The organism is Corallococcus sp. AS-1-12, from assembly GCF_020036995.1.
Taxonomy (GTDB): Bacteria; Myxococcota; Myxococcia; order Myxococcales; family Myxococcaceae; genus Corallococcus.
This window is the reverse complement of sequence record NZ_JAIQDD010000059.1, coordinates 1-12,111: the sequence shown is the minus strand read 5'-3', so window position 1 is coordinate 12,111 and position 12,111 is coordinate 1. Positions and strand designations below refer to the sequence as shown.

General features: G+C 69.5%; 7 protein-coding genes. 6 read left to right on the top strand and 1 reads right to left on the bottom strand.

Annotated features, from left to right (window positions below; translation table 11 throughout):
* Positions 1 to 408: 408 nt before the first annotated feature.
* Positions 409 to 2,184, bottom strand: a complete 1,776-nt coding sequence (locus K8556_RS38195; RefSeq protein ID WP_223745067.1) for an FHA domain-containing protein — start codon at positions 2,182 to 2,184, stop codon at positions 409 to 411.
* 128 nt (positions 2,185 to 2,312) lie between these two features.
* On the opposite strand from K8556_RS38195, the gene cysS reads away from it, so the two are divergent.
* From cysS to K8556_RS39625, 6 genes are all read left to right on the top strand, one after another.
* A complete protein-coding gene (gene cysS / locus K8556_RS38190; protein ID WP_370640037.1) occupies positions 2,313 to 3,782 on the top strand; it encodes a cysteine--tRNA ligase in 1,470 nt (489 codons plus the stop codon).
* A gap of 46 nt (positions 3,783 to 3,828) precedes the next feature.
* Complete coding sequence (locus K8556_RS38185) at positions 3,829 to 5,514, top strand: M28 family metallopeptidase (RefSeq protein ID WP_223745066.1); 1,686 nt, start codon at positions 3,829 to 3,831, stop codon at positions 5,512 to 5,514.
* A gap of 79 nt (positions 5,515 to 5,593) precedes the next feature.
* Positions 5,594 to 7,750: an excinuclease ABC subunit UvrB gene (gene uvrB / locus K8556_RS38180; protein WP_223745068.1), complete on the top strand. Its 2,157-nt coding sequence runs from the start codon at positions 5,594 to 5,596 to the stop codon at positions 7,748 to 7,750.
* A gap of 11 nt (positions 7,751 to 7,761) precedes the next feature.
* Entirely contained in the window at positions 7,762 to 9,702 is a 1,941-nt protein-coding gene (gene uvrC / locus K8556_RS38175; RefSeq protein WP_223745065.1) for an excinuclease ABC subunit UvrC, read from the top strand.
* Positions 9,703 to 9,840: 138 nt separating this feature from the next.
* Positions 9,841 to 10,359 carry a DUF507 family protein gene (locus K8556_RS38170; protein WP_014398200.1) on the top strand — a complete coding sequence of 173 codons (519 nt, stop codon included), beginning with the start codon at positions 9,841 to 9,843 and terminating at the stop codon, positions 10,357 to 10,359.
* Between the two features lie 61 nt (positions 10,360 to 10,420).
* The gene (locus tag K8556_RS39625; protein ID WP_304504039.1) at positions 10,421 to 11,833 is read left to right on the top strand and encodes a hypothetical protein; all 1,413 of its coding nucleotides are present in this window, start codon (positions 10,421 to 10,423) and stop codon (positions 11,831 to 11,833) included.
* The last annotated feature ends 278 nt before the right edge of the window (positions 11,834 to 12,111 follow it).

Sequence of the window (12,111 nt, the reverse complement as noted above, 5' to 3'; positions counted from 1 at the left end):
ACTCACGCCCAGGGACGCCGCAGGCTGGTTCTCTCACTGCGGCTACCCAGTTGCTCAGCCCCACTGAGCTACGCTGTCAGCCGGGCCCAGAAGAGTTGTCCGACGGTCGGACAAGTTTGGACTCATGAGGTCGGAGGGCCTCCGCCCCAGCCAAGCCCAAGAAAGCTGTCCGACTGTCAGACAGGTTTTGAAGCCTCAAGGCCAGGACCTCCGCCCCAGCCGAGCCCAGAAGCGTTGTCCGACTGTCGGACAAGTTTGGACGCCTGCGGCCGGATGGCCTCTGCCCCAGCCGAGCCCAGAAAAGTTGTCCGACTGTCGGTTTCGGAGAACTGCATCGGGGGAGGGCGCTGGCGCCCGAATTGCCAGTCGCAATGGCCCGCCTCCGTGGAGCCCGGCGGGACCGCTGAATCAGGGCGCCTGCGTTTCGAGCGCCGCGAGCTGTGAGCGGGCCTCGCTGTTGTCGGCGTCGTGCTGGAGCGCGGCGGTGAAGGCCGCTCGGGCGTCGGCGAAGCGCTGAGCCCGAACGGCGTCCTGGCCCGTGCGCACATACAGCCCGGCGAGTTGGCGGCGGAGTCCGACTCCCTGGCGGCTCCATCCCTGGGACAGCTCCTGGTCCGCCCGCACGGCGGCGCTGAGTGCGTCGATCGCCCGGGTGCGGTCCTGCTGCGCCAGGGCGGTCCGGGCCGCGGTCTCGGCGGTCTGGAAGCGGGTGAGCTGCTGCACCAGGGGCGTGAGGTTCGCGCGCTTCGCCTGGGCCAACGCTCCGGCGACGTCACCGGACTCATAGCGAGCGAGGATGTCCGCGCGCTGGCGCTCGTCCGGAGGCCCTGACGGCTCGGCCGAGGACAAGGCCTTCCGCCCGGAAGCGGCAACGACGAGACCCGCGCCCGAAGCGTCTGGATGGGGTTCACCCGCCTTCGTGGTCCCCGCGCCCTTCGCGACCTCCCGTGCGCCTGGCTCCGCGTCCCTGGACGTCGCAACCGTGCTCGCGTGCGCGCCGAGAGCGATGTCCGAGGCACTTGGGGCCGCCTGACTCGATTGAACCCGTCGCGCGATGTCCGAGGCGTTTGGGGACGCCTGGCCCGACTGAACCCGTCGCGCGATGTCCGAGGCGCTCGGGGACACCTGATCCGACTGAACCCGTCGCGCGATGTCCGAAGCGCTGAGGACCTTCGCCGCGCCCGTCGTCCCGTCCACGGTCGCCGGCGCGCCCGGACGCAGGCCACGAGCGACATCCGCCGCGCTGAGCTTCGTCGCTCCGCCAGCGCCAGACGCGGCGTGCTCACGAACGTCAGGAGCCGCATCCGTCGCGCTGGGCGAGGCGGCCTTCGCGGGCGCCTCCTCTCCGACGATGGACGCCTCCTTCGCGGACGCCGCCGCCTCGGTCTCCCGGGCGTCGTTCGCGGGCGCCGCCGGAGTCCCAGGGGCCTTCGTGGGCGCGCCCTCCGCTGGAGTCCGCGCGGGAGCCCGCTCCCCCATCCGCATGGCCACCACGCTGATCAACGCCGCGACCGCGGAGCCCACGACCGCCGCGGCCACCGCCACGGCGACGCCATTCAGCGGTCGCTTCGCCGTGCGAGACAGCAGCGGCTCCAGCGACGTCCGGCTCGCCGTCGGCCCGGCCCCCGGACCGCGCAGCCGCAGGGTCGCGTTGCCCAGGCTCAGCTCATCCCCGGGCTTGATCTCCACCTCGCCCTTGATGCGCAGGCGGTTGACGAAGGTGCCGTTCTGGCTGCCCAGGTCGCGCACCATGAAGACATTGCCCCGCCGGGTCAGTTGCGCATGGCGCCGGCTGATGGACGCATGCTGGAGCCGCAGGTCCGACGTGGAGGACCGCCCCAGCGTGATGGATCCCTGGCGCAGGGGCACGAGCTGCCCGGCGCCCGGCCCGCGCTCCACGTACACGAACGCGGGCGTCAGGCCCGGATCCGAATACTCCATCGCCCAGTCATACCGGGGCGTCAGCTCGCGGTCGGACCGGCTGCGCTCACCCGGCCCCCGCCGCTTCGCCTTCCGGGGACCCGCCGGATACTGGGGCACGCGCTGCGGGCGAGGATCATCCGCCTGCAGGGGCGCCACCTCGTCGTCGTCGAACGGGAGCTCCTCCGAGGGGTCGTCCGAAGACGCCTGCTGCCCGGGAGGGCGGGGAGGGCGCGGCGGACGCTTCGGATTCGGCGGAGCCATGCGGCGATTCTCCCTATCCGACGCTTCCAACGCCAAGTGCTGGCCTGTGTGGGACCCGGGATCCTAGAGTGTGTATCGCGTTGCGCAAGTGCCGCGCCCGCCCTGCTCCCAAAGGAGGACCTTCCACCGTGGCCCCCCCATCCATCCGGCTCTTCAACACGATGTCCATGCAGAAGGAGCCGCTGGAGCCGCTCGTGCCCGGCGAAGTGAAGGTCTACGTCTGTGGGCCCACGGTCTACAGCTACATTCATATCGGGAACGCGCGCACCTTCACGTCGTTCGACGTGGTGGTCCGCTACCTGCGCTACCGGGGCTTCAAGGTGACGTACGTGCGCAACTACACGGACGTCGACGACAAGATCATCAAGGCCGCGCACGAGACGGGCGAGGCGCCGGTGGACCTGGCCTCGCGCTTCGTGGAGGCCTTCCGCGACGACGCCCGCGCGCTGCACCTGCGCGAACCGGACGTGTCCCCGCGCGTGAGCGAGACCATCCCGGAGATCGTCGCTCTCATCCAGACGCTCGTGGACAAGGGCTACGCCTACGAGGCGAAGGGCGACGTGTACTTCGCCGTCGACAAGGACGAAGACTACGCGAAGCTGTCCAAGCGCAACCTGGACGACCTGTGCCAGGGCGAGCGCGTGCAGCCCGGCGACCTCAAGCACCAGCCGCTGGACTTCGCGCTGTGGAAGGCGGCGAAGCCCGGTGAGCCGTCGTGGGACAGCCCCTGGGGCAAGGGCCGCCCGGGCTGGCACATCGAGTGCTCCGCAATGAGCGAGAAGTTCCTGGGCCGCACGCTCGACATCCACGGCGGGGCCCTGGACCTCATCTTCCCCCACCACGAGAACGAGATCGCCCAGAGCGAGTCCGCCACCGGCCAGACGATGGCGAAGTACTGGATGCACTGCGGCTTCCTGGACCTGGAAGGCGCGAAGATGTCCAAGTCGCTGGGCAACGTGGTGCGCCTGCGCGACGCGCTCGCCAAGGTGGACGCGGAGGCCCTGCGCTTCTTCTTCCTCTCCACGCACTACCGCCACCCGCTCAACTTCGGGGAGAAGGCGCTCCAGGACGCCGAAGGGCGCATGGAGTACTTCTACGAAACGCTGCGCAAGGTGGACGAGCGCGTGGCGGGCAAGGACTTCGGCAAGGGCCCGCTGCACGGCGACCCCGCGCGCTTCCTCACGGAGTTCGAGTCCGCCATGGACGACGACTTCAACACTGCGGGCGCGCTGGGCGCGCTGTCCGGGCTCTTCGGCTTCATGAACGAGCTCACCGACAAGCCGCCCGTGAAGGACAAGCCGTTGGTGGGCCGCACGCTCCAGGCCCTGCGCGAGCAGGTGCGTGAGACGTCCCGCGTCCTGGGCCTCTTCGAGGACGACCCGGGCGCGTGGCTGCTGCGCCGCCGCGACCGCGCGGTGCGTGAGCGCGGCATCGACGTGGCGGAGGTGGAGCGGCTGCTCTCCGAGCGGACCGCCGCGCGCGCCGCGAAGGACTTCGCCAGGGCGGACCAGGTGCGAGGCGCCCTCAAGGCCCTGGGCGTGGACATCATGGACACGCCTGCTGGCACCTCCTGGAAGGTGGCGGCGACAGCCTCCTGAAAACCCGCTGGGGGCGCCCGTGCGGCCATGCTACGCACTCAGGCCCATGAGGCTCCTCCCAGCGCTGTTCGTCTCGCTGTGCTCCCTGGGCCCGGTGCCCGTCCTGGCGGCGGGCGTGCCCACCGTCACGCCGCAGGAGAAGACGGCCGAACAGGCCATCACCGCGGACCTCCTGCGCGCGCACGTGCGCTTCCTCGCGAGCGACCTGCTGGAGGGCCGAGGCCCCGGCACGCGCGGCGACGCGCTGGCGCAGGAGTACATCGCCACGCAGTTCGAAGCCCTGGGCCTCAAGCCGGGCGCGGAGGACGGCGGCTACCTCCAGCGCTTCGACCTGATGGGCATCCACAGCCGTCCGGGCCCCATGACCTTCCAGACGAAGGCGGGCCGCGTGGAGCTCCAGCCGCGCGAGGACTTCATCGCCGTGTCCGGCGTGCAGGCCCCGGAGGCGACCCTGGACGCATCCGAGCTGGTGTTCGTGGGCTACGGCATCGTCGCGCCGGAGTACCAGTGGGATGACTTCAAGGGCGCGGACCTGAAGGGCAAGACGCTGGTCATCCTCAACAATGATCCGGAGGACGACCCGCGCCTCTTCGCCGGCAAGACGCGCCTCTGGTACGGCCGCTGGGATTACAAATACGAGCAGGCGGCGAAGACGGGCGCGGCGGGCGCCATCATCATCCACACCACGCCCAGCGCGGGCTATCCGTGGCAGGTGGTGCGCACGTCGTGGACCGGCGAGCAGTTCGAGCTGCCCGCGGGGGACGCGCCCCGCCTCCAGGTGAAGGCGTGGACCACCGAGGACGCCTCGAAGCAGGTGATGAAGCTCGCGGGGCAGGACCTGGACGCGCTGCGCGCCGCCGCCCAGAAGCGCGACTTCCGCCCGGTGCCGCTGGGCGTGACGCTGTCCCTGCGCCTGTCCAACGAGGTGCGCCGCCGGCCCACCGCGAACGTGCTGGGCCTGCTGCCCGGAAGCGATCCCACGTTGGCGAAGCAGGTGGTTCTCTACAGCGCGCACCATGATCACCTGGGCAAGAAGGACGACGGCAAGCCCGGCGAGGACGTCATCTACAACGGCGCGCTGGACAACGCGGCCGGCGTGGCCTCGATGCTGTCCGTGGCCCGCGCCTTCACCGCGCTGCCCACGCCTCCGCGCCGCTCCATCCTCTTCGCCGCGGTGGCTGCGGAGGAGTACGGCCTGCTGGGCTCCGCGTACCTCGCGGCGCATCCGCCCGTGCCCCCGGGCCGCATCGCCGCGAACATCAACGTGGACGGCGGCAACGTGCTGGGCCGCACGCGCGACATCACCGTCATCGGCCTGGGCAAGTCCTCCCTGGACACCTACGTCACCGCGATGGCGAAGACGCAGGGGCGCACGGTGAAGGCGGATCAGCTCTCCGACCGCGGGTTCTTCTACCGCTCGGATCAATTCAACTTCGCGCGGCAGGGCATTCCCGCCGCCTACTTCGGCAGCGGCATGGACTTCATCGGCCGGCCGGAGGGCTGGGGCAAGCAGCAGCGCGGCCAGTGGGAGGCGAAGCACTACCACCAGCCCTCCGACGAGGTCCGCCCGGAGTGGGACCTGTCCGGCGCCGTGGAGGACACCCGGCTCTTCTTCCTCGTGGGCGCCCAGGTGGCGAAGGCCCCGGAGCTGCCCGCGTGGAACAAGGGCGACGAATTCGAGGCCGCTCGCCTGAAGTCCCTGGAGGCGATGAAGGCCCCGGCCGCGAAGTAGGGGGGCGCCCCGTCCTTTGCCGGACGGACGTGCACGAATGTTCAGTACACAGGCAGCGGGGATGTTAGATCTGTCCTCCATGCCGGACTTCGAAATCGTCAGTGAGCACAAGCCGCAGGGCGACCAGCCAAGGGCCATTGGGGAGCTGACCGAGGGCCTGCTGCGCGGCGACCGCTACCAGACCCTCCTGGGCGTCACCGGCTCGGGGAAGACGTTCACGATGGCGAACCTCATCGCCAACGTGAAACGGCCGGCGCTGGTCATCGCGCACAACAAGACGCTGGCCGCGCAGCTCTACGGCGAGTTCAAGGCGCTCTTCCCGAACAACGCCGTCGAGTACTTCGTCTCGTACTACGACTACTACCAGCCCGAGGCCTACGTCCCGTCGACGGACACCTTCATCGAGAAGGACTCGTCCATCAACGACAACATCGAGCGGATGCGCCACTCGGCGACGCACAGCCTGCGCACCCGCAACGACGTCATCATCGTGGCCAGCGTGTCCTGCATCTACGGCCTGGGCGCCGCGCGCAGCTACGTGGACCTGGCCATCCGCGCCGCCGTGGGCGAGGAGATGGGCCGCGACGGCTTCATGCGCAAGCTGGTGGAGGCCCAGTACGAGCGCAACGACCTGGACTTCCACCGCGGCACCTTCCGCGCCCGCGGCGACACCGTGGAGGTGTTCCCCGCCTACGAGGAAGAGCGCGCCGTGCGCGTCAGCTTCTTTGGCGACGAGGTGGAGCGCATCACCGAGTTCGACCCGCTGCGCGGCCAGACGCTGGGCCAGTTGGAGAAGATCGTCATCTTCCCCGCCAGCCACTACGTCGCCGGCGCGGACGCGCGCCAGAACGCCATGCGCACCATCCGCGAGGAGCTGGCCGAACAGCTCCAGAAGTTCAAGGCGGAGGGCAAGCTGCTGGAGGCGCAGCGGCTGGAGCAGCGCACCATGTTCGACCTGGAGATGATCGAACAGGTCGGCTACTGCAACGGCATCGAGAACTACTCGCGCCACTTCACCGGACGCGCGCCGGGAGAGCCGGCCCCGTGCCTCATCGACTACTTCCCGCGCGACCTGCTGGTCCTCATCGACGAGAGCCACCAGACGGTGTCCCAGATTGGCGCCATGTACCGCGGCGACCGCGCCCGCAAGGAGACGCTGGTCAACTTCGGCTTCCGCATGCCCAGCGCCCTGGACAACCGGCCGCTGAAGTTCACCGAGTTCGAGGAGATGGTCCCCCAGGCCGTCTTCGTCTCCGCGACCCCCGCCGAGTACGAGCTGCAGAAGTCCAAGGGCGTGGTGGTGGAGCAGATCATCCGCCCCACCGGCCTGACCGACCCGGAGGTGGAGACGCGCCCCGCGGGCAACCAGGTGGATGACCTGCTGGAAGAGGTCCGCGTGCGCGTGTCGCGCAACGAGCGCGTGCTCGTGACGACGCTCACCAAGCGCATGGCGGAGGACCTCACCGAGTACTACAGCGACGTGGGCGTGAAGGTCCGCTACCTGCACTCGGACATCGACGCCATCCAGCGCATGGCCATCATCCGCGACCTGCGCCGGGGTGAGTTCGACGTGCTCGTGGGCATCAACCTGCTGCGTGAAGGCCTGGACATCCCGGAGGTGTCGCTCGTGGCCATCCTGGACGCCGACAAGGAGGGCTTCCTGCGCAGCCACGTGTCGCTCATCCAGACCATTGGCCGCGCGGCGCGCAACGTGAACGGGCGCGTCATCATGTATTCGGATCAGATGACCGACTCCATGAAGCGCGCCATGGAGGAGACGGCGCGCCGCCGCGACATCCAGCGCGCATACAACCAGGAGCACGGCATCACGCCGCGCACGGTGAAGAGCAACATCTCCGACTTCACGGAGAACATCCCGGACTACGACGCGGGCGCGGGCGCGCTGCCCATGGCGGCGGAAGGGGAGAACGACCTCCTGGAGCCCAAGGAGATCAAGCGCCTCATCGCGGAGTTCACCGCCGACATGCTCAAGGCCGCGGACGAGATGCAGTTCGAGAAGGCCGCCGAGTTCCGCGACCGCGTCCAACTGCTCAAGGACATGGACCTGGGGCTCAAGCCCGCCTCGCGTTCGCTCCTGCGCGCGCCGGCCAAGGCCGTGGACCAGCCCGGCACCACGCCGAAGAAGGGGCGCGGGCGGGGGCGTCCGTCCCCGTCTGGCAGCGGTTCCTCTGGGGCGGCGAAGCCCGCGGCCCGGTCGCGTTCGCGCAAGAACTAGGGGCCTCCGCCATGGACATCCGGCTGCAGGAGAAGCTGGACGCGCTGCCCACCGAGCCCGGCGTGTACCTGATGAAGGACAAGCGCGGGACCATCATCTATGTGGGCAAGGCCATCAACCTGCGCAGCCGCGTGCGCAGCTACTTCAACCGCTCCGGAGACACCCGCGTCTTCGTGTCCCTGCTGGACACGATGCTGGGCGACCTGGAGACGGTGCTCGTCCACAACGAGAAGGAGGCGCTCCTTCTCGAGAACGAGCTGATCAAGAAGCACAAGCCGCGCTTCAACGTCCTGCTCAAGGACGACAAGCAGTTCATCTCCCTGCGCCTGGACCGCACCCAGCCGTTCCCCCGGCTGGAGGTGGTGCGCAAGTACGAGAAGGACGGCGCGCGCTACTTCGGCCCGTACTCCAGCGCGGGCGCCATCCGCGAAACGCTGCGCCTCATCAACCGCTTCTTCCGCCTGCGCACCTGCACGGACCACGTGCTCGCCAACCGCAAGCGGCCGTGCCTGCTGTACCAGATTGGACGGTGCCCGGCCCCGTGCGTCCACCCCGTGCCCCCGGAGGACTACCGCAAGAGCGTGGACGAGGTGGCCATGTTCCTGGAGGGCAAGGCGGGGCAGCTCATCGAAGGGCTGCGCGCGCGGATGAAGCGCGCGTCCATGGAGCTGAAGTTCGAGGAGGCCGCGCGGGTGCGCGACCAGTTGCTCGCCATCGAGCGCAGCCTGGAGCGCCAGAAGGTGGCCACCACGGACTTCAAGGACCAGGACGTGTTTGCCCTGTATCGCGAGGGCGACCGCATCCTGTTCTACGTGCTGCACGTGCGGCAGGGCCGGCTCAACGGCGGCCAGGCCTTCCCCTTCGGCAGCCAGGAGTTCCCGGACGACGAGCTGCTCGCCTCGTTCGTGAACCTCTACTACGACCAGGGCGGCTTCGTGCCGGAGGAGGTCCTCCTGCCCCTGGAGCCCGGCGACGGCACGGACGGCCTGGAGGCCCTGCTCACGGAGCGCAAGGGCGAGCGCGTGCGCGTCTTCGTCCCCAAGCGCGGGGAGAAGCATGAGCTGGTGAACATGGCGGTGAAGAACGCGGAGCAGGCGTTCGTGGAGCGAAAGCGCACCAAGGACGAAACGGACACGGTCCTGTCACGGCTCCAGTCCAAGCTGGGCCTGCGCAACTTCCCGCGCCGCATGGAGTGCTACGACATCTCCCACTTCCAGAGCTCCTCCATCGTGGCGTCCCAGGTGGCCGTGACGGACGGGGAGACGGACAAGTCGCGCTACCGCAAATACAAGATCAAGACGGTGCAGAAGCAGGACGACTTCGCCAGCATGTACGAGGTCATCACCCGCCGGCTCAAGCGCGGCCTGGAGGACCACGACCTGCCGGACCTGCTCGTCATCGACGGCGGCAAGGGCCAGCTCGCCAGCGCGCACGCGGCCATGAAGGACCTGGGCGTGGAGGGCGTGGACGTGGTGGGCCTGGCCAAGAGCCGCGACCAGGACGTCTTCGACCGGGACGCGGAGAGCGCCAGGAGCCCTGAGCGCGTCTTCGTCCTGGGCCGAAAGGACCCCATCGTCCTGCCGCAGAACTCCGCGGAAATGTTCATGCTCACGCGCATGCGGGACGAAGCCCACCGCTTCGCCATCACCTTCCAGGGCAAATCCATGCGCAAGAGTTCCTTGCGCTCGGCGCTGGAGGACATTCCCGGCGTGGGCGAAGGCCGGCGGAAGATGTTGCTGCGCCACTTCGGTTCCCTCAAGCGGGTGGGGGAGGCCAGCATCGAGGAGCTGACCGAGGTCGTGGGCCCGGCGATGGCCGAGCGCGTCCACGCGGGCCTGCATGGCGACCCCGAGGACGACACCGAGGACCCCGTGCGCGAGGCGTCCCTGGATGACGCTTCCGAACCCGTGCATGAAAAAGCGGATGGAGGGTCGCCACCCGGTGCGGCATGATTAAGTTCCGCTTCGGACGCCGGGGGGACTGGCCGCTGGAACCCGCGACGTTCCTAGGGTTTTTCATTGCGACCATGCTCGGCGCTGATTTATAGCGGTTGAAGATCCGAGCACGTTTGAAGAGGACGAGGGACCGACATGAGGCTGTATCCGAAGGTGATCCCGATCATCTCGCGCGAGGCCATTCAGCAGCTCATGCAGGACGGGGACATCGAGGTGGAGCCGATGCGCGTGGCCGACGCCGAGATGGATCTCTCCGCCATCATGCGCGAGTACCTCGCCAACGAAGAGCGTGTGAACCAGGCGACGCGCGAGGCCCTGGAGCGTCGGGGATATGACTACTCCAAGTTCAACCAGGTGAAGCGCGAGATGGCGGACGTGCGCGGCTTCAAGATGGGGGACGAGGGCATCGAGTACGTCATCAACCAGATGATTGAGTTCCTCCTCATCAGCCGGAACGTCGAGGAGGTCTACTCCCCCGACAACGTGCTGCGTCAGAAGATGTTCCAGGGCATGAAGAAGCACCTGGACGTCGACGACGAGATCGACCGGGAGGCCCGCTCGCGGCTGAAGCACCTGCAGGAAGGCACGAGCGCCTTCGACATCGAGTACAACAAGACGGTCGAGCAGATCCGCCGCGCCCGCGGTCTGATTTAGTCCCGGGGCGTGCCACGGCCCGCTCCGCTGCCTACCTTCAACTTCAAGGGAGGCAGCGTCGATGGCGGGTCCAATCACGAGCATCTTGCTGTCCGGTGTCCTGGCGGCGGCGCCAGGGGGCGAAGGGGTCACGTTCGAGGGCCGGGAGGCCAGCGCGAGGACCGAGCAGCCGGACGGTTACTTCTTCCAGGGTTCGCTTCCATTCGGTGACCTGACCGAGCGCGGCACGGGGCAGGTATCGTTCTCCGTGCAGGACCGGGTCGGGGTGTCGAGCGCGACCTTCGGAGACAAGGCGCGGCTCTCCGCGAGCCTGCGCGTGGGTGGCGCCGAGTACCGCGTGGAGCTGACGCAGACGGGCTTCCCGCCAGCCCAGGCGATGTCGCCAGCGCCCGCCGGGCCGCTCCCTCCACCGCCGCCGCACCTCATCGAGGGCGGGGTGCTGATGGGCACGCCCATCTACGGTGAGACAGGCATTGGCTGGCGTGCCACCACGCGCGCGCACGCGGCGATGGCCGTCTGGGGCATTGGCAGCGTGTGGCGCAACGGGGCGCTGTTGACGGACTCGGCGCTGGTGCACGCGGCGGCGTTGGACGCGGGCACGTACGCGGACGACGACACGAAGCGGCTGTTGCGCGAAGCGCGGCCTGGGGACGCGGAGGTGGTCGTGGTGGTGTGGAACCTGCCGCCGCAAGCGGAGCCGCGCGGGTTCATCCAGTTCCTCTTCGACAACGTCTCCATCGAGGTGGAGGGGACGCGGGTGCCGTCGGTGGAGGTGGTGCCCACGACGGGGGATTTGCCCTCGTCGCTCGCGGTATTGACGCCGGTGTCGCCCACGGCGTTCCCGGCGGCGGTGGCGCCCATGCCCGCGCCGCGCTTCTCGCAGGGCACGGGAGGCAGCGGCACGGCGGGGACGACGGGCGTCGCGACCACGGCGGGGCCGGCGACCGGCGCGGTGTCCCGGGGGGCGGGCGCGGCCGGGACGACGACGGTCATCCTGCCCTCGGCGCCCGCGCTGCCTTCATCGGGGCCTGCGACGTTCAGCGGTTCGTTCGCGCCCTCTGCGCCCACCAATCCGCCCCCGGTGGTGTCGGGCGTGTCGCCGGGCTCCACGGCCACGGTGGGGCAGGGGACGTTCGCCACGCCGCCGACGGTGGCGGGCGTGTCCGTGGGGGGCTTCACCGCGCCGCAGGTGTCCGCGCCGGACTTCAACACCTTCGTGGGGACCACCCAGGTGAGCCCGGGCATCCCCTCCACGGTGCCGCCGCTGTCGCAGTCCTCCGGCACGCCGGCCTCGCCCATCGTGGGCACGCCCGCGCCGCTCAACACCAGCACGCCCACGCCGTTGGTGGGCACGCCCGCGCCGCTCAATTCCTCGCCGGGCGTCGCGTTGCCGGCCACCCCGGCCCCGGCCAACGCCGCGCCCGCCACGGCTCCCGTGGCCGCGCCAGGCGGTGCCGCGGGGCCCGCGCGCTGAGGGGGCGCCGCGCCGCCGCTCCCTGCCCGTGATGGGAGCGGCGCCAGGCGTCCTGGGCTCCTCCTTCCGGCCCGGCTTGGCGAGAACCGGTCCGACAGTCGGACAGGTTCGCGACTCGTACCTCTGGCGGGGCCCTCCGCACCGGCGGGCGGGGGGAAGGCCAGACCTCATGGGCTGCACCTGCCGGCCCGGCGCGGCCAGAACCTGTCCGACAGGAGGTCTGCGCGGAATAGCGAGGCCAGTTGGCCGGCTGCCAAGCGACAAGGGGGACAGGAGCT

Bases quoted from the DNA above. Each gene is read 5' to 3' on its own strand.
- K8556_RS38195 (WP_223745067.1), bottom strand. From the start codon at position 2,184: ATGGCTCCGCCGAATCCGAAGCGTCCGCCGCGCCCTCCCCGCCCTCCC.
- K8556_RS38185 (WP_223745066.1), top strand. From the start codon at position 3,829: ATGAGGCTCCTCCCAGCGCTGTTCGTCTCGCTGTGCTCCCTGGGCCCG.
- uvrB (WP_223745068.1), top strand. From the start codon at position 5,594: ATGCCGGACTTCGAAATCGTCAGTGAGCACAAGCCGCAGGGCGACCAG.
- uvrC (WP_223745065.1), top strand. From the start codon at position 7,762: ATGGACATCCGGCTGCAGGAGAAGCTGGACGCGCTGCCCACCGAGCCC.
- K8556_RS38170 (WP_014398200.1), top strand. From the start codon at position 9,841: ATGAGGCTGTATCCGAAGGTGATCCCGATCATCTCGCGCGAGGCCATT.
- K8556_RS39625 (WP_304504039.1), top strand. From the start codon at position 10,421: ATGGCGGGTCCAATCACGAGCATCTTGCTGTCCGGTGTCCTGGCGGCG.